This is a genomic window from Lactimicrobium massiliense (assembly GCF_900343155.1).
GTDB classification, from domain to species: domain Bacteria; phylum Bacillota_I; class Bacilli_A; order Erysipelotrichales; family Erysipelotrichaceae; genus Bulleidia; species Bulleidia massiliensis.
In genome coordinates this window covers 52725-72966 of sequence record NZ_OUNG01000003.1, presented here as the reverse complement: position 1 = coordinate 72966, position 20242 = coordinate 52725, and the positions used below count along the sequence as shown (strand labels likewise).

21 protein-coding genes are annotated in these 20242 nt (G+C 45.3%); 19 read left to right on the top strand and 2 right to left on the bottom strand.

From position 1 onward, the window contains the following. Positions 1-2 precede the first annotated feature (2 nt). The 11 genes from ligA to DHU66_RS06090 all read left to right on the top strand — a co-directional run bounded on the left by ligA (position 3) and on the right by DHU66_RS06090 (position 10582). Positions 3-1994: an NAD-dependent DNA ligase LigA gene (gene ligA / locus DHU66_RS06135; protein WP_108775003.1), complete on the top strand. Its 1992-nt coding sequence runs from the start codon at positions 3-5 to the stop codon at positions 1992-1994. 57 nt (positions 1995-2051) lie between these two features. Further along, a complete protein-coding gene (gatC, locus tag DHU66_RS06130; RefSeq protein ID WP_108775002.1) occupies positions 2052-2348 on the top strand; it encodes an Asp-tRNA(Asn)/Glu-tRNA(Gln) amidotransferase subunit GatC in 297 nt (98 codons plus the stop codon). Next, a complete protein-coding gene (locus DHU66_RS06125; protein ID WP_108775001.1) occupies positions 2348-3763 on the top strand; it encodes an amidase family protein in 1416 nt (471 codons plus the stop codon). Before gatC ends, DHU66_RS06125 begins: the two co-directional genes overlap by 1 nt. Beyond that, positions 3763-5190 (top strand): Asp-tRNA(Asn)/Glu-tRNA(Gln) amidotransferase subunit GatB, encoded by a 1428-nt coding sequence (gene gatB, locus DHU66_RS06120; RefSeq protein WP_108775000.1) that lies wholly within the window; start codon positions 3763-3765, stop codon positions 5188-5190. Before DHU66_RS06125 ends, gatB begins: the two co-directional genes overlap by 1 nt. Before the next feature lie 50 nt (positions 5191-5240). Next, positions 5241-5933: a hypothetical protein gene (locus DHU66_RS06115; protein ID WP_108774999.1), complete on the top strand. Its 693-nt coding sequence runs from the start codon at positions 5241-5243 to the stop codon at positions 5931-5933. A 34-nt stretch (positions 5934-5967) separates the two neighbouring features. After that, positions 5968-7293, top strand: coding sequence for a 23S rRNA (uracil(1939)-C(5))-methyltransferase RlmD (gene rlmD / locus DHU66_RS06110; RefSeq protein ID WP_108774998.1), 1326 nt, complete (start codon positions 5968-5970; stop codon positions 7291-7293). Positions 7294-7377: 84 nt separating this feature from the next. Next, positions 7378-7539, top strand: a complete 162-nt coding sequence (locus tag DHU66_RS12170; RefSeq protein ID WP_167836292.1) for a hypothetical protein — start codon at positions 7378-7380, stop codon at positions 7537-7539. A 227-nt stretch (positions 7540-7766) separates the two neighbouring features. After that, complete coding sequence (locus tag DHU66_RS06105; protein WP_108774997.1) at positions 7767-8855, top strand: acyltransferase family protein; 1089 nt, start codon at positions 7767-7769, stop codon at positions 8853-8855. After that, positions 8845-9276, top strand: a complete 432-nt coding sequence (locus tag DHU66_RS06100; protein WP_108774996.1) for a helix-turn-helix domain-containing protein — start codon at positions 8845-8847, stop codon at positions 9274-9276. The genes DHU66_RS06105 and DHU66_RS06100 overlap by 11 nt, the downstream gene beginning before the upstream one ends. 70 nt (positions 9277-9346) lie before the next feature. Next, positions 9347-9667: a DNA/RNA nuclease SfsA gene (locus DHU66_RS06095; protein ID WP_135358316.1), complete on the top strand. Its 321-nt coding sequence runs from the start codon at positions 9347-9349 to the stop codon at positions 9665-9667. Positions 9668-9673: 6 nt separating this feature from the next. Continuing rightward, positions 9674-10582 (top strand): hypothetical protein, encoded by a 909-nt coding sequence (locus tag DHU66_RS06090; RefSeq protein WP_209451760.1) that lies wholly within the window; start codon positions 9674-9676, stop codon positions 10580-10582. 354 nt (positions 10583-10936) lie between these two features. Here DHU66_RS06090 and DHU66_RS06085 read toward each other — a convergent pair whose 3' ends face one another. After that, positions 10937-12064 (bottom strand): IS110 family RNA-guided transposase, encoded by a 1128-nt coding sequence (locus tag DHU66_RS06085; RefSeq protein WP_108774994.1) that lies wholly within the window; start codon positions 12062-12064, stop codon positions 10937-10939. Between the two features lie 140 nt (positions 12065-12204). Between DHU66_RS06085 and DHU66_RS06080 the strand changes: the two genes are divergently transcribed. The 6 genes from DHU66_RS06080 (at position 12205) to DHU66_RS06055 (ending at position 17158) form a co-directional block, all read left to right on the top strand. Next, positions 12205-12789: a DUF5677 domain-containing protein gene (locus DHU66_RS06080; protein ID WP_280952625.1), complete on the top strand. Its 585-nt coding sequence runs from the start codon at positions 12205-12207 to the stop codon at positions 12787-12789. Next, positions 12764-13378, top strand: coding sequence for a hypothetical protein (locus tag DHU66_RS06075; RefSeq protein ID WP_108774993.1), 615 nt, complete (start codon positions 12764-12766; stop codon positions 13376-13378). The genes DHU66_RS06080 and DHU66_RS06075 overlap by 26 nt, the downstream gene beginning before the upstream one ends. A gap of 88 nt (positions 13379-13466) precedes the next feature. Continuing rightward, positions 13467-15053 (top strand): IS21 family transposase, encoded by a 1587-nt coding sequence (gene istA / locus DHU66_RS06070; RefSeq protein WP_167836256.1) that lies wholly within the window; start codon positions 13467-13469, stop codon positions 15051-15053. After that, on the top strand, positions 15028-15846 hold the full coding sequence (locus DHU66_RS06065; protein WP_167836257.1) for an ATP-binding protein: 819 nt from the start codon (positions 15028-15030) through the stop codon (positions 15844-15846). The genes istA and DHU66_RS06065 overlap by 26 nt, the downstream gene beginning before the upstream one ends. Positions 15847-16067: 221 nt before the next feature. Next, entirely contained in the window at positions 16068-16604 is a 537-nt protein-coding gene (locus DHU66_RS06060) for a hypothetical protein (protein WP_108774992.1), read from the top strand. A gap of 116 nt (positions 16605-16720) precedes the next feature. Continuing rightward, a complete protein-coding gene (locus DHU66_RS06055; protein WP_209451758.1) occupies positions 16721-17158 on the top strand; it encodes a hypothetical protein in 438 nt (145 codons plus the stop codon). A gap of 383 nt (positions 17159-17541) precedes the next feature. On the opposite strand, the gene DHU66_RS06050 is transcribed toward DHU66_RS06055, so the two are convergent. Beyond that, complete coding sequence (locus tag DHU66_RS06050; protein WP_209451757.1) at positions 17542-18147, bottom strand: TetR/AcrR family transcriptional regulator; 606 nt, start codon at positions 18145-18147, stop codon at positions 17542-17544. Between the two features lie 206 nt (positions 18148-18353). Between DHU66_RS06050 and DHU66_RS06045 the strand changes: the two genes are divergently transcribed. Together DHU66_RS06045 and DHU66_RS06040 are read left to right on the top strand one after the other, a co-directional pair. Continuing rightward, positions 18354-19337 carry an SIR2 family NAD-dependent protein deacylase gene (locus DHU66_RS06045; protein WP_209451756.1) on the top strand — a complete coding sequence of 328 codons (984 nt, stop codon included), beginning with the start codon at positions 18354-18356 and terminating at the stop codon, positions 19335-19337. Positions 19338-19353: 16 nt separating this feature from the next. Then, positions 19354-20046 carry a hypothetical protein gene (locus DHU66_RS06040; RefSeq protein ID WP_209451755.1) on the top strand — a complete coding sequence of 231 codons (693 nt, stop codon included), beginning with the start codon at positions 19354-19356 and terminating at the stop codon, positions 20044-20046. Positions 20047-20242: the final 196 nt, after the last annotated feature.

Sequence of the window (20242 nt, the reverse complement as noted above, 5' to 3'; positions counted from 1 at the left end):
TCATGGAAGAGAATAAAATTGCACAGATGCAGGAAATGATCACCCGCCTGAATGATGCGGCCAATGCGTATTACAACGGCCAGGGCGAAGTGATGAGCGACTATGAATGGGATGCTCTGTTTGATAAACTGCGTGCTTTGGAGAATGAAACAGGCACTGTACTGCCGGATTCGCCAACCCACAGAGTATCGGCTGACAGCACTCCGGGTGAAAAGGAAGCACATGAATTCCCGGCTTTGTCTCTTGCCAAGACCAAAAAGATTGAAGATCTGGTGAAATGGGCCGATGGCAGACCGATCTGGCTGTCATGGAAACTGGATGGTCTGACACTGGTGGTGACGTATGACAATGGCAGACTGACAAAGGTGGTTACCCGCGGTGATGGCCACATCGGCACCAACATCACGCATCTTGCCGGTGCCATTCAGGGTATTGCCCTGCGCATCAAAGAGAAGGGGCACCTGGTGATCCGCGGTGAGTGTGTGATCTCCTATGCCGACTTCAATCAGTTCATCATGGAGTCCGGTGAAGATTATGCCAATCCCCGCAACCTGGCATCCGGCTCATTGACGCTGAAGGATGTGGATGAAGTGCGCCGGCGCCATCTGCACTGGATTCCCTTTACACTTGTTTATACAGAACATGAGATTGTCTCCTGGGGAGACAGGATGGATTTCCTGAAAGAAAACGGATTCGCGTGTGTTGATCACGAATATATTGAACATCCGGATCTGGCTGCGATGCAGGCTGTCATCGGCCGCTGGACAAAGAAGGTTACGGATCAGGAAAATCCATATCCGGTGGATGGCCTTGTGATCGGCTATGATGATACGGCTTATGCCGCAACCGGCTCTGTGACAGGACATCATGCGACCAGGGCAGGCTATGCGTTCAAATGGGCAGATGAATCTGCAGAAACAAAGCTGGATCATGTAGAGTGGTCCTGTGCTGCCAGTACGATTACGCCTGTGGCAGTATTTGAGCCTGTAGACCTGGAAGGTACCGTTGTGCGCCGGGCATCGTTATGCAATATTTCCGAATGTGAGCGGCTTGGCATCGGCAGTAAAGGCACCGTGCTGGAAGTGATCAAAGCCAACAAGATCATTCCAAAAGTCATTCATGTCCGTAAGATTGAAGGAAAGCTGGATCTGCCGCAGGTGTGCCCGGTCTGCGGTGCACCGACGGAAATCCATGTGTCTGAGATCAGCGGCACCAAGACGCTGCGCTGCACCAATCCGGACTGCGATGCCAAGAAGCTGCGCAAGTATGCCCGCTTTGTGTCCAAAGCCGGCATGGATATTGATGGCATCTCTGAGGCGACACTGAACCGCTTCATCAATGAAGGCTGGATTCACTGCAATGGTGATATTTACCGTCTTGGCGTACATCATGATGAGATTGCCCAGCTGGATGGTTTCGGCGAAAAGAGTGCGGACAATATCCGTGCTGCGATCGAAAAGGCAAAGACGGTGACAGACAGCCGGCTGATCTATGCCTTGAGCATTCCGCTGACTGGACCGGATGTTGCCAACCGCCTGCTGCAGTATCAGCCTTTCCAGCAATTGATCAAGACGGCTGAAACAAGCAATGATCCGGCTGTGTTTTCACAGGTGGATGGCATCGGGCCGGAGAAATCCGCCGCCTTTGTCAACTGGTTCCATCAGGAAAGAAATGTGCAGGATCTGCAGGATCTGTTATCCATGGTTACCGTGGAAGATACATCTCATACAGCCAGCGGCTCACTTTGCCAGGGCCTGACATTTGTGGTAACTGGTGATGTGCATCACTATAAAAACCGCAATGAGCTCAAGGCTTATATTGCCTCACAGGGCGGCAAAGTGACAGGATCCGTTTCCAAATCGACAAACTATCTGATCAACAATGATGTCAACAGTACGTCAAGTAAAAATCAGAAGGCAAAGCAGCTGGGAATTCTGATTCTTTCCGAAGACGACTTTATTGCCCGCTTTGGAACAACTGGAATATCTGGATAAATTGATTTGATGCGGAAATAAGGCTAAAATTGGACGCGTATTACAGAGGATTTAACAATGGAAGAGAAAAAAGACAGAACATATTTCAAGAAACTGGCAAACCAGCTGATGTTTGATCTGTCCGATGAGGAAGCCGATGCCATCGTGCAGGAGTTTTCAACATTGGAGAAGCAGATGAAGCTGCTGGATGCAGTAAATACGGATGGGGTAGAGGAAATGATCTATCCGTTTGAGGATGATACGCATTTTCTGCGTGATGATGTTGTATCCAATGTCATCAGTCAGGATGATGCGATGGCAAATGTGGACAAGAAGCTGGAAGGACATTTTGTCCTGCCGAAGGTGGTGAAATAATGATCCGTGAAATGGCAAAGGATAAAGCCGGGGCAGAAAAGCGCTGCAACGAAGCCTATGAGAAGGCGCAGAAACTGCAGCCGGTACTGAATGATGTGATTACATTTGTGGATCCTGCTGATCAGCTTGCCCATCTGCCTGAAGATGGCCTGATGCGCGGTGTGCCGATTGCCCTGAAGGATAATGTGAATACAAAGGGAATCCGTACAACTGCAGGATCCCGGATTCTGAGCAATTATGTCCCGATCTACAATGCCACGATCGTAGATAAGCTCAATGCGGCAGGTGCAGTGACCATCGCCAAGGCAAGCATGGATGAGCTGGCTATGGGCGGTACAAACCTGACATGCTTTACCGGTCCTGCCCACAATCCATGGGATCCCAGAAGAATGACGGGTGGATCTTCCGGCGGCTCAGCTGCCCTTGTGGCAAGCAATGTTGTGCCGATGGCAATTGGTTCAGATACCGGCGACTCTATCCGCAAACCAGCTGCCTACAATGGCATCGTGGGTGTCAAGCCTACCTATGGCCGCATCAGCCGCTATGGCATCATTCCGTATGCAAGCTCTCTTGATCATGTCGGCTACTTTACAAGATCCATCGAGGATGCCTGCATTTCCCTGCAGGTTCTGGCAGGCAGGGATGAGCGTGATATGACAAGTTCTGACCGTCCGGTACCGGATTACAGCAGGCTGCTGAACAGTGACCTGCATGGCCGCAAAATTGCCATTATTGGAAATGTGGTAGAAAGCATTGCCAACAAGCATACCGTCGGGGTTTTCAATGACCTGATGGACAAGATGAAGGCAAAGGGAGCCCAGGTGGATGTATACCACTTTGATGATGCCCTGATGAAGGCAATTCTGCCAACCTACTTCATCATTGCCAACTGTGAGGCAACTTCCAACCATTCCAATCTTGACGGCATCCGTTTCGGCGTGCGTGAAGGTGGTGCGGATATGAAGGAGATCATGACGAATTCCAGAACGAAGGGATTCGGACCGCTGATCCGCAGACGGTTTGTCATTGGTTCCTATGGTCTGTTTGAAGAAAATCAGGAACGATTGTTCCGCAAGGCACAGAAGGTCAGAAGACTGATTGTCAATGCGCTGCATGATTGTCTGAAGGAATATGACTGTGTGATTGCGCCGGCAAGCGGTGATATTGCGCCGCTGATTGATGAAAGCAAGGATCAGGATCAGCTGTCAGATACATATATGGTGGCCGAGAACTATATGGCCATTGCCAATTTTTCCGGCTATCCGAGCATGACTGTGCCGATGGGCTTTGAGGATGGCTGCCCGCTGGGGGTCAACCTGACATGCCGGGCATGGGATGAAGAGACGATGTTTGATCTTGGCAAGGCAATCGAAGAGATTACAGGCTATTATGATCTGCATGCGGAGGTGAAATGATGGAGTACAACGTAACCATAGGCATTGAGATCCACTGCCAGCTCAAGACAGATACCAAGATGTTCTCCGGTGCGCCGACATCTTTTGGCCGTAAGGCGAATACCTGCGTCAATGAAATTGACCTGGGTATGCCGGGTACGCTGCCGGAAGTAAACAAGGAAGCTGTGAAGAAGGCAATCATGGCCTGCACAGCCTTCCATATGACCATTGATCCACTCGTTAAATTCGACCGTAAGAACTATTACTACAGTGATCTGGCCAAGGGTTTCCAGATTACCCAGCAGTTTCACCCGATCGGCAGAAACGGCTATGTTGTGATCAATACACCGCAGGGTGAGAAGAAGATCCGGATTGAGAGAATTCACATGGAGGAGGATACTGCCAAGCAGTATCATCTTTCCAAGGTCTCACTGCTCGACTTCAACCGTGCAGATACACCATTGATTGAGATTGTTTCCAAGCCGGATATGACCAATGGCCAGGAGGCAGAGGCATACGTGGAAGCACTGCGGCAGACGCTGTATTACATTGGTGTTTCTGACTGCAAGATGGAGGAAGGCTCCATGCGCTGCGATGTCAACGTCTCCATTGCGCCAAAAGGTGCTGACCATCTGGGAACCAAGAATGAAATCAAGAACATTAACTCGATTTCCAATATCGGCAAGGCAGTGGATTATGAAGTAGAACGCCAGAAGAAGCTGCTGGAAGCTGGTGATGTTGTGCATCAGGAAACAAGACGTTTTGATGACAAGACCGGCACAACGATTCTGATGCGCCGCAAGGAAGGCAATGTGGACTACAAGTTCTTCCCGGAACCGAATATTTTCCCGATCCGTCTGGATCCAAAGTGGATTGCGGATATTCAGGCCCATATGCCGGAACTGCCGGAGGCCAGACGTGCCAGATATCAGAAAGAGTATGGTCTGAGCGACCATGATATTGATATTCTCATTGCCAACAAGGAAATGTCTGAGTTCTTTGAAGAGACAATGAAGTATGCCAGGAATGCCAAGGCGGTGTGCAACTGGCTGCTGTCTGATATCAGTGCATGGCTGAACAAGCATGAAAAGACCATTGACAACTGTGATCTTAAGCCGCAGAATCTTGCAAAGCTGGTATCCTTAATAGATGCAGGAGAGGTTTCCAATGCCCAGGCAAAGAAGCTTGTCGATGATCTGATGGCAGGCAAGGATCCTCAGAAGAGTGCTGAGGAGAAGGGCCTTCGTCAGGTATCTGATACCGGTGCCATTGAGAAGATGGTTACAGAAGTGCTGGATGCCAATCCGCAGGCCATTGAGGATTTCAAGAATGGCAAGGATCGTGCTGTTGGCTTCCTGGTCGGCCAGGTGATGAAAAAATCACGCGGTCAGGCAAACCCTGGCATGGTAAACAAGATGGTCAGGGATGCACTGAAGAGCCGAATCTGATAAGATACTGGTTGTAAAAACAAATACAGCAATTCACAACGAGAAGGAATATGAAGCAAACGAACAACAAAGCAAATCGTAATATCAAGAAAAGCCACAGAAGCAGACGTACCGTCGCTGTCTTCTGGATCTGTCTGATCCTGGTGCTGGCACCAATTGTGGTGCTGGGCTGGGTTCTGTTCTCATCTGCTATGGATACAGGTTCACCAGTCTTTGGCAATCGGTATGAAGGGGATCTGGATCCTTCGATTACCAAGAGTGATCTCAAGACAGTAGATGAAAAGGTAGCGGGATTGGATGGCGTACAGGCTGAGTTCAGCAATCTGGCTTCGGCAACACTGCGCGTCTATGCCCAGATCTCACAGGATGCGACGGCAGATGACGCTACTGCAAAAGCCCAGGAAATCTATTCCACGATCAGTGAAGTGCTGGATCCGTCCGTCTACTTTACCCAGGCAGATGGCAAGAAGATGTATGATCTTGAAATTCATGTCTATAACATGGATTCCAGCCAGGACCGCACATCTGATGCCTTTGTCTATGTCATTGATACCAAGACATCTTCCATGACAGATCCGGAATGCCAGACGGTTTCTGAGGCAAGATATCCTGAACTGGCTGAACAGTTAAGACAGGATGTTGAAAACAGAAAGGCAGCAGAGGCAGCGGCTTCTGCTTCACCGCAGGCTACGGCAGCTTCTTCTGCAGACGCCGGTACAACGGACAGTACGGAGGGACAGTAAGAAAGAGGCACAGCCTCTTTTTTCTTCATAACATATGAAAAAGAATGATACTTTTACTGCAGTGTGCAGCGGCTATAACGGTGACGGCGCAGGGGTTGTGCGCAATGACGGCTTTGTCTTCTTTGTGCCTGGTTTACTGGAAAACGAGGAAGCTGAAATCGGCATCACCGCACTGAAGAAGAACTATGGTTTTGGCCGCATTGTCAGACTGATCAAGCCATCCATTCACCGGGTAACCCCCCTCTGTGATGTGTACCGCCTTTGCGGCGGCTGTCAGCTGATGCACATGGATCATGAAGAACAGTGCCGTTTCAAGGAAGAAAAACTGAAGATGTGCTTCCGGCAGAACGCGGATATGGAGATTGAACCAAGTCCGATCATGACAGCTGAGCCTTACTTCAATTACCGCAACAAAGTACAGATCCCGGTGCAGGTGAATCAGGGCAAGATCGAGATGGGCTTTTATCAGTCTCATACCAACAAAATCATTCCGTTCACAACATGTTACGCTGAAAGCGAACTGTCTAACCAGATCGTCAATACCCTGCAGACACTGTTTGCAAAGTATCACTGTGCCAGTGCCATGCGGCATGTACTGATCAAACATGCCCACGTGACGGGAGAAGTCATGGTGGTATTCATTGTCAGAGAATATCCCTTTGACGGCAAAGATCAATTATGTCAGTATCTTCTGCAGCAGTATCCGCAGATCAAGAGCTTGTCTGTCATCGTAAACAAGCGCACCGATAATGTCATTCTGGATGGAAAGGAAATCCTGATCGCAGGCAGACCGTGGATTGAAGAAGAGCTGCTTGGCTGCAGGTTCCGGATCTCAGCCCGTTCCTTCTATCAGATCAATCCCTACACAACACCGCTTCTGTACCAGACTGCCATCGACTTTGCCGGTTTGACAAAGAACGATGTGCTGGTCGATATGTACTGCGGTACAGGTACGATGGGCATCATTGCTTCAAAATACTGCAAAAAGGTATTCGGCATTGAGATTGTCCCGGATGCCGTGAAAGATGCCAGAAAGAATGCTGAGATCAACCACGTGGAGAACATTGAGTTTCTCAACGCCGATGCCGGTCAGGGTGCCCAGCGGATTATCCGCTCCAAACTGAAAGTGGATGCCATGATTGTGGACCCGCCCCGTAAGGGATGCGCAAAGGATACATTGGATGCCATGGTGAAGATCGCACCAAAGAAGCTGGTCTATGTGTCCTGTGATCCGGCAACACTGGCAAGGGATGTGGCGTATCTGACCAAGTGCGGCTATGTGGCACAGAAGATTCAGCCCGCCGATATGTTCCCCAATACACTTCACATCGAGACCGTCTGTCTACTAACACATTCTTGAAGAAAAAGGGCTGAAAAAGCCTGATTTACTGGGGTTCCGTCACCGGGAGCAGAGCGTGCTCGGTGTGATGGAAGCCCTCTTTTTATGTCTGAGGGAACTGGTCAGGAGCAGTGGCGTGGCTACGATTTTACTATTTCAGAAAACGAGTCAACGATTTTACTATTTGGGGTTGGTCGAGACTATGAGTTTATTGATGAAGAGAAAGAAAGCGGCGGCAGCGGAGTGATGCGTTCAATGCCATGTTGAACGGCATCAAGAATATCTGCGGAAATATATTGACGGATATCAAGTGAAGCTGGTCAGTGATACAAGTTAAGGGAGTTTGTGGGAGGTGAGCTTTGTGCTGAAGAAATTTTAGATTCCGCAACCAGCTTTAACATTTCAGAGATATAAATGTTCGGTTTGGTTGGTAGACATGGGTATGCCTTGCAATTAATAATAACGTTAAAATAAATTGCAAAGGTGAGAAATACATGAGAAAATACTACTTAGACAATATCAGATGGGTAACTGTAGTTTTGGTTGTCATTTATCATGTGATTTACATGTATAATGGCGAAGGCATTCTCGGAGGAGTTGGAAAGATTACTTCTCTTGATATGCAGTATTATGACATTTTCCTATATGCGGTCTATCCATGGTTTATGCTTCTGTTATTCCTTGTATCGGGAATATGCTCCAGATATTATCTGGACAGTCACACCGCAAAGGAATTTGCGAAAAACAGGACAAGGAAGCTGCTTATTCCCTCTACCGTAGGACTATTTGCGTTTCAGTTCATCCAGGGATATGTCAGCATGTCAATAAGCGACGCTTTTGATTCCATGCACGAAGTACCTGCCGTAATCAAGTATTTCATTATGGTGTTAAGCGGAACGGGAGTTCTGTGGTACATACAGCTGCTTTGGCTATTTTCGATGGTTCTTCTTCTCGTCAGAAAAATAGATAAGGACAGGCTGTGGAAATTGGGTGGAAAGGCTAACCTCATAGCGATACTTTTGATGGCTCTTGTAATATGGGGAGCAGCGCAGATTCTTAACACGCCGGTTGTTGTGGTTTATCGGTTTGGATATTACGGAGCTGCTTTCTTGCTTGGCTACTTTGTGTTTTCACATGATGAGGTAATTGCGACACTGAAAAATTATTTTGTATTGCTGCTTGTTCTTGGTGTAGGTGTTGGAACAGCCTTCTGCATCATGTACTTTGGTGACAACTATGCGGAAGCCCCTATCAACAGATCGATCCTGTTTACAGTTTTCGGATGGTTGGCAAGCATGGCGATTCTTAGCGGTGCAGCAAAGTATGCGGATAAGCAAAACGCTTTTACGATATGGATGAGTAAAAACAATTTTGGGTTATATGTATTTCATTACCTTGGGATATCAACAGCAGCCCTGCTCCTTGGAAAACCAGGTAATCTTCCGACAACTATGATTTATATTATCAGCTTGATTGCAGGCTTTGCGGTGGCATATGCCTTGAATGCCGTAATCTCCAGAATACCATTCTTCAGATGGGCGGTGCTCGGAATAAAGAAAGAAAGAAAAAACGATGTTTCATGACAATCTGATAACACTTAGAAAAATGAAAAACATGACGCAGGAAGATATAGCTGATATAGTTGGCGTTTCCCGGCAGTCTGTAGCAAAGTGGGAAACCGGAGAAACTGTTCCTGATTTGGACAAGTGTAAAAAACTTGCGGAAATATTTGAAGTGTCGCTTGATGATCTGGCCAATTATAAATCGGAGGATAGCATGGGTATGCCGCTTCCACCAAAAGGAAAACATCTCTTCGGAATGGTAACTGTAGGTGATAAAGGGCAGATTGTGATTCCTGCTAAAGCAAGAAAGATATTTGAGATTTCACCTGGAGATCAGTTGGTGGTACTTGGCGATGAAAGACAAGGACTTGCTATCATGAAATCAGAAAGCATCTTAGCCTTTGCCAATGCAGTCAGGAACGGAACGGTAGTACAGGAATAGATAACGAGGCAATGGATATGTTCCTGACCGCGTTTATGTGAACAGGCGCAGGGAATGATTATCTATTTCGTTGACTCGTGCCAAGCCGTTTTCATCAACTGACAGGATGGTAAAGCACCTTAACGAGCTTGCTGGATCACTTAAGGATCATGAAAAGGCTGTTTTTCTGCAGGTTTTCCAGTATCGTATAACAGAAAAGAAGGAACGTCTGAGGTCAACGCACTATGAGGAGGTGTCACAAACCTTCAGGAATGCTGCGAAGGCAGGCGTTGAATTCTGGGAGATTCAGCTGGATTTCAGACCGGAAGGGGTAGTGCTTTTCTTTGAAGTGCTTCCGCTAATTTTTAGGACAATAGATGTAAAAATCGGTAGCAGTCAAGATGAAAGGTAAAAGGCAATGAGACATAGCAAATTATCTGAGCATACCTTTAAAAAGGGAAAATTTATAGCTCCAATAAATACATTGCCATTGATGCATGAACTTGAAGACGAGAAGTCATGGACCTATGGTCGTATGCCAGAGTATCTTTGGATTGGCTTAATTTTGAAATATTACGGACGAGATGAAGGACTGAAAAAGTCTTATGGAATTATTTCTACATTACATAAATTGGCTCCTGATCTATATACCGCACGATTGTCTCAGATACTAAAACTTAACATAGATATTCAAAAGAGATTTTTTGATTACATCATTGACATCGGGGCTAAAGAAGCACTTGTACCATTAACTATTTTCCTTACGGCAAGCAAGGCACCTATTTTTGCTGAGTGTTTTTACTGTTCCGATCAGAGCGTTGAGGATAGGTGCGAATCGCTAATTCAAACAATGCGTGACATAATGGATCATCAATCCGATGAATCAACTGATATTAGGTTTGTGGCCCTCTGTTTCAATTTGCTTTCGGGAAAAGTGCATCTTCTAAAAGAGCAGGTGGATTTGTTGGCTGTTTATCCAACATCTCAACACACTGATGAAATAATGCGAATGGCTCGTCCTTCGGTACGTTCTCTTGAGATGATGATTTTGACTTTTGAGAAAGTTGACTCTATATATTTAAAGGAATTTTGGAGGTGTGTAAGCGAAATGACAGATTGCAGTGTATTTGCTATTGAATTTCCAGAGGAAAAAAGAAATATTACTGCATATATGGAAAAACTGTATGAAGTTTTTGCGTATCTTTCAGAATTATTTATAACAACTAATCCGCTTGACGAAAAAATGAGTGTTTTACTTGGCATTGCTACATATTCGTATAAGCGGCTGTTATGTAAAAGCCAATGTCAAGTGCCAGTTTCGGATTGATTCAATATCTTTTCTCTGCTGTTGAAGGCATGAGGAAAGAGTCTCGGATTTTCAACAGTTCGCGGTATTTAGCCATTCTGTTATACGTGTATCAGGGACAAATGCTCTCCCACCCCACAGGCCAATGGTTTCGCCGCCAGCTCTGCTGTCTAAAATCGTGGATCACCATGGAAACGTGCCATCATAGCTGAACCGCAGATAGCTGAACCATCCAGTTCAAATCCGGGCTGCTCCTTCCTGATGCCTTCAGTCTAATTCATATCCCTCCTGTTTCTATGTTTCTGTCATTCACTGATTTCTTCTGCATTGTTCAACGTATGTCCTGGCTGATACCCTGCAATCGATAAAATCATCTTACGCAAGAACAGTATGAATATTGCCTGTCATCATTCCCCATATAAAGCATGCCAGCTCACGTGCTATGGCTACCGTTGCTTTGTTATGGTTCTTTCGATTGTGCAGCACAAGACGCATGTATCTCTTCCGGAGGCGTTCATTCGCTCTGTCCGCATATGCAATGACTTCAGGAGCGTTGCCTTCCTGCCGCTTCTTCAGTGCTTCACTTTTGCCAGATGATGCCCGTGAGAATGATTGTGCGCATTCCACAAGGAGTTTTCTCAAAAAGGTGTTTCCCTGTTTTGTTATTCCCGTCTGATTCTGATCATCGCTGCTGCTGAGTTCCCCTGCAACCAGGCCCAGAAATGCCGCAAAGTTCTTTGCTTTAACGAATCTGGTGAAATCCCCAATCTCCACAATCAAAGCCAGAGCGGTAAGTACTTTCACTGACTTAAAACAGATCAGTTTGTGCACTGCCTCACGGTATTTATCCTTTTCAGCGATCTCTTCAATGCGTCTATTCATCTGTTCCAGACGATCAGAAACTGTTTCATATGACAGCAGGTAAGAATCCAGTGTTTCCTTATTAATCTCCTCCAACGGAAGTTCTTTAAGCCACTTCAAGTGCTTCTTTGTCCAGTAGCTTTTGCCATCGGTATACTGATACCCATGCCTGGTAGTAAAGGCACAGATCTGCTGTTTGATCACTCTGAGCTGCTTCTTGTGATCCTGCTGCATACGGATGAAATCACGTACTGATTCATCTTCTTCATCGGGGGTATAGACTTCGCTGTATTCATGATTCTTCAGCGATCTGGCAATCGCTTCAGCATCCCGCTTGTCTGTTTTCTTCCTGCGCCGTCTGTTTATTTCTGTTCCGGTAATCGAAGCAGGGGCAAGGATTTTTGCGGTAAGACCATTCCTCTCAAGATCACGCTTCAGTTTAAATCCAAGGCAGCCAGCTTCATATCCAACAACGATCTCTGTATCATTTCCAACCTTTTTTCTGATTCCCTTGCAGTAGCTGATGATGTTAGCAACAGCAGGGGAATAGGTATTTGTGTTCACAGGTGCTGCTGATCCTTCAAGATAAGTCGAAAGAGTGTAGTTTGTAGTGTGTGCATCAATCCCAACGTATGCTATCATGTAAAGGCCTTCCTTTCTTGGATGAGGCAACTTCCCCCATCTCTTTTTTAAGCCAATAACAAGTATGCGGGATGATCCTCGAACACACAAGTTAATGGAGGGCTTTTACATATTGTCTAAAAGAGATTTATGAGCATCAATTGTTTAATTCTATCTCGGGTAGAAGTTGTGTACGTGTCCTGATAGAAGACTATATTATGATGAAATATCTCGTTAAAAACGAAACGTCTCACGATAATATATGGCATGATTACCAGCTGTACGGCATTGGCTTGTATAAGTTGGTTTTAGCAAGGCATAGAGAAAGTGGCGTTTCAGACGAATCGCACTTTGATGAAAAATTTGTCGAAGCGTTAGTTAATGAATTCAAAGGTGAAGAATTCATTGATATGGACACCAAATACTTCGATAAGCAAAACATAAGGATCAAGGCAGAAAGTGTTGATGAAAAAAATCTTTATGGCCTATATTATGACTACGATTCTTCTTTTGAACATGGATTGTGGGGAGCCATTCGTGAATCTTCCATGTTGAAATGTAACAATCCGGCGCACAAATATCATTGTGTCCCGGATATTGATGATAAAACAAGGTTGAAAACAGTTTTACCAGATTGTGTTATGGTTATGAACAAAACCATATCTTTTTTGAACGAGCTTTATGGTATCCCAGAACAGTTGTTAAATGAGGTAGTAAATTTTGAAATCGAACCTATTATTGAATAAAATTCAATTGATCCAATCTGAATATAAGACACTACTCGCAGCTTTGCTGCCGAAATTAAAAAGCCACTATGCTCCGGAAGCGTTAGATGAAATCAATCTGTTTTGGCTTCGTCATATTGAGGAAGTACAACTATATCTAAAGTCTTGGTTTCCGGGTAAAAACAGTTATGTATTTACGGCCGCAACCTATATGGATTTTGATGATAATGAGCATTTACCCTTTTTGATAATTGGAGAAAAGCATGTTCTTGATGATCCATTGATCAGATATTCAACAATGCAAACCAAAATGCCAGAAGGAAAAGATGCAGAATTTCTGTATAAGCAAATTGGAGTGACGGCGGAAGATGATCTGAAGCTGTTAGAAAATGTTCGTGAAGAAATTCTCATATTGCCATTGAGGCTTCTTAACCAGTCAAATGACCATAATTCACTCTATAAGGCTGGTGAACAAGCATTCATAAGTCTTTTTAATGGAATCAATAGTCTAAATGCAAACGGCGGTACGTTGGACCCAGTGAACCGGAAATTTTGGACCCGGTCTTCCGGATCTATCGGTACCGCCTTTTTTTGTGGCGAAGAAGCGTAAACTTCGAAGCGTCTCTTTTCTGACTAAGATGAAGCTGTACGGAAAGCAACGTGCAGCTTTTTCGTACGTCAAAGGAGGTGCTTTAAGCATGGAAAAGTCAAAGTACATTGACATCGCACGGTATCTATCTTCGGGATCATTCTCACAGCGGGATATTGCGGGAATGACCCACACATCAAAAAACAAGGTATCCATCATCAAGGAGGTGATGGAAAAGAACAAATGGATACCGGAAGATCTTGATCAGTTTGATTCGAGTCAGCTTGATAAGATCTTCAGAAGAAGTGACATTCCTCAATCGGATGGACCAAAGCAGGTTCTCTATGTTGAGCCAGACTATGACCAGCTTTGTAAGGAGCTTCTCAAGCCTGGTGTCACTAAGAAACTCTTGTTTGATGAATATGCAGAGTCATGTGAAAGAGCCAATCTGCCCCATTTGCAGAAAACCCAGTTCCAGCTTCATCTTGAAGAACATTTGACCAAGAAATCTTATTCTGAGGTAATCAGGCATGAGCCTGGAAGAGAAATCGAAGTTGACTGGACCGGAGATCCAGCATACTGGAAAGATCCGTACACGGGAGAAATTCAGAAAGCGTGGCTGTTCGCTGCAATTCTGCCATTCAGCGGCTATGCATACGCTGAAGTCTTCCCGGATATGAAGCTGCCAAACTGGATTAAAGCAAATGTGCATATGCTGGAATACTTTCATGGCAGTCCGCATGTCATCATCTGTGACAACCTCAAGACTGGTGTTATCAGGCATCCAAAGAACGGTGATGTTATCTATCAGGCTGATTATGAAGCGTTTGCCAACTATTACGGCATCATTCTTGAAGCTGCCAAGGTGCGGGCGCCACGATATAAAGCGCATGTAGAGAATGTCGTTGGCAAGTTTGAATCCGCCATCCTTGGTCGGCTGCGCAACATCCAGTGCTTCTCAATTGAGGAATACAACAAGTATGTTCGTAAGGAACTGGATGAATTCAATGCAAAGCCGTTTCAGAAGAAGGAAGGCAGCAGACTCAGCCTGTACACCGACTACGAAAAGGATCGGCTCTCTCCATTACCATCAATTCAATACGAATATTTCACCAGGAAAAAAGCAAAGATATATCCAAATATCTGTTTCCAATACAACAAGAATTTTTACTCTGTTCCGTATCAGCACATTGGTGAAGAAGTTTGGCTCAGGATCTTCAGTGACCGTATTGAATGCTGGACTATGAAAGGTGATTTTATCTGCACGCACAAGATTAAGGCTGGTATTGGCAAGTATGACATCTGGGACGAACACCGCCCGCCAAACAGTGCAAGCTTCGGCAAGTGGAACAGTAACAGATTCCTGAAATGGGCAAAGGAGATCGGTCCATACACTTATGAAGTCGTTGACCGCTTCTTCAGAAACGGCGGTGCAGAGCAGCGTTATTACAATACCGTACTTTCAATACTAAAACTGACAGACACATATCCTCGGCCAAGAGTAGAACATGCCTGTCAGATAGCACTGGACCATTACAAAAGACCAGTCTACAAGAATATTAAAGCGATTCTTTATGCCGGACAAGATATGGCTGTAATACAGCCTGATACAGGTGAAGTTGAATCAGATGGCACCCAGGAAAAGTCATTTGTCAGAGGAGCAGAGTATTATGCCAAGAAGAACAAGAAGAAATGAAATCACGCCGAAAACCGTCAGTAAAGAAATAAGGCAGCTTGGCATGAAAGAAATGGCTGATCTCTTTGACGCAATGGCAGAAAGCGGTGAACTGGCTGATCAATCGGCACTGCAGGTAGTTGACCAGCTCATCAGTTGTCAGCTGATTGGGAACGGCAATCGCACAGCAGACCGTTATAAGAAAGCAGCTAAACTGTTTTTCCCATCTGCAGATTTTAACAACCTTCTCTATCTGCCTCAGAGACATTTGAATATTCCTCTGATCGATCAGCTGAAAACGTGTGAATTCATAGACAGTGAGCTGAACATCATGATTCAATCGGCAACAGGAGGCGGAAAGACGTTCCTTGCCTGTGCTTATGGCAACGAAGCATGTGAGCATGGGTATACAGTCAGATACTTCATCATGCCTGACCTTATGAGCACCTACCACAATCAGGAAAGCAAAGGTAAAGGAGAGAAATTCCTCAGGAAGCTGGTTAATACGAACCTGGTGATCATTGACGACTTTATGCTTACCAGGATAACCAGTGAAGATGCGGATTTCCTGTACCGACTGATCTCATCGAAACCCAGATCCAGTATTCATCGTTCTTTCCTGATCTGCTCACAGCTAATGCCTGAAGAAATGTATAACCGGCTTTCACAGGCAGGAGGCGCAATCGCAGATACGATCATGAACCGTCTGACTGCCAAGGCATACACAATAACACTCGAAGGTGACAGCATGAGAAATATCGATATAGCTGCCGCCCTTGCACAGCAGCAAGCTTCACGAAGTAATACACAGTAATCAAATGATCCCCTGTCCAATACCGACAAGGGATCACCCTTTTATGGCGGTACCATGACAACCGGTTCAGTGAGTCCATCAATTTCCGCACTGCCGGTACCATCTCATGCCGGATCTATGCGTCCAAAGTCCCGGCGTCTGCACTAAATGACTATTTTGTAAAGTGTAACAGCATCGAAGATATTGTTCGCTTTGCTCGTGAAGACATTGGAAGATTGATAATGTTTTCCGAAGATGATGATTCCACACTTCCGTTGGAAGAGCGATTTAGAATAGCATCATCACAGACACAATACATGATTGATGCGAATAAATCAGACTCGTATAATTTCTTTATACTTGTATTTGGATGTATACAACAAGCGATAGATGTTATTGTGTCATGCGTAGAATATGGGTGTATTCCATATATTAGATATCCTGTTTCGCTTCATTATATTTCTTTGTTGTCGGAAAGTATGTCAGATATAGAGCAAATAACATTACTTCGATTCAAAATGAGTGTGGCTTTTACTGTTCATCATCTTTGTGATAAGGATAGGCTTGGAAAGGTTTGCTTAGAAGAGTTTTTAAAAAAGAACCGGATGTATAACTTTAATGAAAAGCTGATCAGTACTCTAACCGCACATAATATTAATGAGAGCAATTTCTTAGAACATTCAATTGGCCAATTGGTAATTGATGAGTTGGAAAAATTCTATGACTTTCTGAGTAAAGAAGATAGTGTTGTTTTGGCAGAAAATCAGCTGAGCAATTAACAACTGCTCGGCTGATCGTGTACCCTATATTTTGTTATTCTTCCATAACCTCTAACATCATCCTGGCATCCAGCTTAAAGCTAATATCCAGCTATTTTTCTGTATCAATTGATGATTTGTTATTCGGAGAACAATTGATTTTCATAGCAGAAAAAGAAAACAAATCAAATCTCAATCGTGTATGTGATTTGTTATTGGGGTTTGTTGACTTGTTTTCGCTGATGCTGATATTTCTTCCGCTGTATCCCAAACCGGTCAATGGACATATTTATTCGGTAAATCTCTTTGGGTATGTAGATGGCAATGCTTTCATAATCAGAATCATTTGGGCATTGTTTATCGGCTTGACGATTACCGGAATTGTGAAAATACTAATGGTCTATTTCAAATTTGAAAAGGACAAAAAAGCGGTTACATTCATCTCTGTAGGACTCAGTATAATTTCTGTTTTGTTTTTGACGATGACGAGAGAGCCGTATGCGATAACAGTAACGTTCCTGTTATTGCTTATCAAAGGCGTTTTGCTATATAAGCAAGCTAAGGCAGGTCGATAGGATATTGTGCCCCACACAAATTCCAGTTCAATGTGTTTTGCAATGTCGCTGATATAATTGAAAGTAATGGAGCAACATCATATTTCCGATCAATTTCCGAACAGTATGGTTCTACCTTGACCAATTCCCAGACAGCAAGAACCTACGTGATTATGTTCCTCACTGTCTCGTTGCACGTGGAGACAGTGGCTCTGCTAACAAGAACAAATTGAAAGAGGACTGGAAAAGCCTGTGTTTAAGCCATTTCTGCGGCATCCGTCTTTCTGAGAAGAGAGGCGGGTGCCGCGTTTTCTGTCCGGGACTTCGTTGAAAAGATCGAAGTCTTCCCGGACAGAATGCGCTTTACCATGAAGGCGGAGATGGTAACAGAAGTGGCGATGTGATTATCTCTCTATCCCGGCATTAATAAATCTGCCAAGGATCTGCTGGTACCGGTACCATCGTTCATTTTTCTCCCAGCTAAGGCTCCTGTTTACAGCGAAAGATCCGTTAAGGATGAACTTAAAAAGCATCTCGGCTTCATCTGTGGCGAGGCCGGTATGTGCCATAAGATCCGGGACAACTTTGTCATGCTCATGAGCGGCAATCCTCTGGATGATATGGTCGCTGACAGATACGTCCATAAACAAGTGATGATATTTATCAGAATCAGCGATCCGCTGGCAGGCGGGCAGGACGGTTTCGCTCTCACGGAGCACATCTGACCTGCCGCTGCGGATAATATCGAGTACATCAACAACCGTTCCGGAGCCGCTCTCTGAAAAGAGGAGGGCGTCATCGATGACACTGTCCAGTACTTCATCCAGGCTGTCAAAATGCAGGTAAAAGGTAGCACGGGCAATCTCAGCCTGCCTGCAGACCATAGTGACATTGATCTTGTCATAGGCGGTTTCTTTATTCAGTTCCAGAAGCGCGTCTTTGATGACCATCTGTGTGTATAACGTTCTTCGGTCAGTCTTTTTCTGATTTGGTGACTTCATTTTATTCACCGTCTTTCTCTGATATCTGCAATCGAATGTTCCAGATCATGAGAAACTCCTGTACAGTTTTGCAATTCTGTACGGGAGTTATTCTTTTGAGAGAATGTGTTTTTCTCATTTTTCCAAATTTAAGTATATTAGTTTATAGACAGGGTGTCAATAAACTGTCGCTAACCTTGTATCGCTGAATCAAAAATGAGAGAGGAATGAAAATTATGACCTTTTATGAGCAGATTGTAAATGAAGTACAGATGAGCAATTATTCCAGATATTACAACGTATATGCATCCGGCAGGACTGTGGTTCCGCTGACAAGGAAAGAGCCGCTCCCTTATGAAGAACAGATTCAGGATTTTGTTCAGAAAGTGAAGGACGCGGACTGCGTGATCGTTGGAGGGGCATCCGGCCTTTCCGCGGCAGGCGGCGGGGATTTCTATTATGAAGACAACGCCTCCTACCGGAAATATTTCGGAAAGTATGCGGAGAAATACGGATTCAAAGGTGCTTTTGCCGGTGCGTTTGCCCACTGGGATTCCCGTGAGGAGTTCTGGGGATATATGGCAACATTCCTGCATACCACCCAGCATGCGGAGGTTCGGAAGCCGTACCTGGATTTGGATGCGGTCCTCGCGGATAAAGAATTCTTTGTACTGACCACAAATCAGGACACCCAGTTCGTAAAGCTGTATCCGGAGTCTAAAGTCGCCCAGATTCAGGGCGACCATCGCTTCTTCCAGTGCTCCAGGTGCTGCACGGATGAGGTATGGGATGCCGTGAAACCGGTGCAGGAGATGATCGATGCCATGGGTGAGGGCACGGAAGTGCCGAAGGAACTGATCCCGCGCTGTCCGCATTGCGGCGCTGAGGCGTTTCCGTGGGTCCGGGGTTATGGAAATTTCCTGACCGGTAAGAAATACGAAGAGGAATATCAGAAGATATCAGATTACATTCTCGCGCATAAGGACGAGAAGATTCTTTTCCTGGAACTCGGAGTCGGAAGACTCACACCGATGTTCATCCAGGAGCCGTTCTGGGAACTGGTGAACAGTTTGCCGCAGACGACGTATATTTCTGTGAACAAGGATTATGCGTTCCTGCCGGAGGCAATTGAAGACAGGGGACTGGCTATCCAGGCCGATATTGGGAAAGTGCTGGAGAATGTAAGAAGTGAAATGGAGAAGAAAGTCACAGCTGTATGATCGTAGAGGGTGAAAAATGATGGAATATAAAGTAAACGATTATAAAGAGGCAAAAGACTGGCTGAAAAACACGGACGCCATTCTGATTACGGCGAGCAACGGGCTTTCCATCGCGGAGGGGTATCATATTTTTGCGGATAATGGGTCATTCAGAAGGTACTTTGGGAAGTTCCGTCAGAAGTACGGCGCAGACAGCCTGATCCGCGGTGTGTTCACGCCGATGACGGCGGCCGATCATGAGGAATATATGCAGACGGTTCATCAGTATTTAATTGACGACTACCATGGCAGTGAGGTAATGAAAAACCTGCTTTCAATTGTCAGGAATAAACCATATTTTATCGTGACCAGTAACGGCGACGCGCATTTTCAGATGAATGGTTTTGACCGGGACAGAATCTTCGAAGTGGAAGGTAACTTCGAAGGCCTTACGGAGGGGTCTGAGGATTGGAACGGCCAGCGGCAGAGATTTTACGCATTCCTTCAGGAGTATTCCGGGCAGAATGCTCTGCTCTTTGAGCTTGGCATTGGGAGCCGGAACCAGCTGATCAAAGCCCCGACGATGGGAATGGCAGCGGAATATACTTCCTGGAAGTTCATTACGATGAATATGCCGGGAGAAATCAACGTTCCGGATGCGCTGGCAGACAGGACAGTAGCCCTGACAGGTGATATCGGAGAAAACTTAAGGAATCTTTTGACTGAATGAGAGCCTGAACATGAGGTTACAGACTATGAAATCAATTGGACGATCCGGAAAAATCAGGGAGAATCTTTCGTGGCAATTGGCATTTTCTTCTTTTGCCCCGGCGGACCTGCAGGATATTCGGATATAATATACAGATGAAATGGTAAGGATTTCAAAGCCACTTGGAAGAAGACAAGATACGTATTCCAAGATATAA

What these genes read in the sequence shown, in the direction of transcription:
- ligA (WP_108775003.1), top strand. Translation starts at nt 3, where the DNA reads ATGGAAGAGAATAAAATTGCACAGATGCAGGAAATGATCACCCGCCTG.
- gatC (WP_108775002.1), top strand. Translation starts at nt 2,052, where the DNA reads ATGGAAGAGAAAAAAGACAGAACATATTTCAAGAAACTGGCAAACCAG.
- DHU66_RS06125 (WP_108775001.1), top strand. Translation starts at nt 2,348, where the DNA reads ATGATCCGTGAAATGGCAAAGGATAAAGCCGGGGCAGAAAAGCGCTGC.
- gatB (WP_108775000.1), top strand. Translation starts at nt 3,763, where the DNA reads ATGGAGTACAACGTAACCATAGGCATTGAGATCCACTGCCAGCTCAAG.
- DHU66_RS06115 (WP_108774999.1), top strand. Translation starts at nt 5,241, where the DNA reads ATGAAGCAAACGAACAACAAAGCAAATCGTAATATCAAGAAAAGCCAC.
- rlmD (WP_108774998.1), top strand. Translation starts at nt 5,968, where the DNA reads ATGAAAAAGAATGATACTTTTACTGCAGTGTGCAGCGGCTATAACGGT.
- DHU66_RS12170 (WP_167836292.1), top strand. Translation starts at nt 7,378, where the DNA reads ATGTCTGAGGGAACTGGTCAGGAGCAGTGGCGTGGCTACGATTTTACT.
- DHU66_RS06105 (WP_108774997.1), top strand. Translation starts at nt 7,767, where the DNA reads ATGAGAAAATACTACTTAGACAATATCAGATGGGTAACTGTAGTTTTG.
- DHU66_RS06100 (WP_108774996.1), top strand. Translation starts at nt 8,845, where the DNA reads ATGTTTCATGACAATCTGATAACACTTAGAAAAATGAAAAACATGACG.
- DHU66_RS06090 (WP_209451760.1), top strand. Translation starts at nt 9,674, where the DNA reads ATGAGACATAGCAAATTATCTGAGCATACCTTTAAAAAGGGAAAATTT.
- DHU66_RS06085 (WP_108774994.1), bottom strand. Translation starts at nt 12,064, where the DNA reads ATGATAGCATACGTTGGGATTGATGCACACACTACAAACTACACTCTT.
- istA (WP_167836256.1), top strand. Translation starts at nt 13,467, where the DNA reads ATGGAAAAGTCAAAGTACATTGACATCGCACGGTATCTATCTTCGGGA.
- DHU66_RS06065 (WP_167836257.1), top strand. Translation starts at nt 15,028, where the DNA reads ATGCCAAGAAGAACAAGAAGAAATGAAATCACGCCGAAAACCGTCAGT.
- DHU66_RS06060 (WP_108774992.1), top strand. Translation starts at nt 16,068, where the DNA reads ATGTTTTCCGAAGATGATGATTCCACACTTCCGTTGGAAGAGCGATTT.
- DHU66_RS06045 (WP_209451756.1), top strand. Translation starts at nt 18,354, where the DNA reads ATGACCTTTTATGAGCAGATTGTAAATGAAGTACAGATGAGCAATTAT.
- DHU66_RS06040 (WP_209451755.1), top strand. Translation starts at nt 19,354, where the DNA reads ATGATGGAATATAAAGTAAACGATTATAAAGAGGCAAAAGACTGGCTG.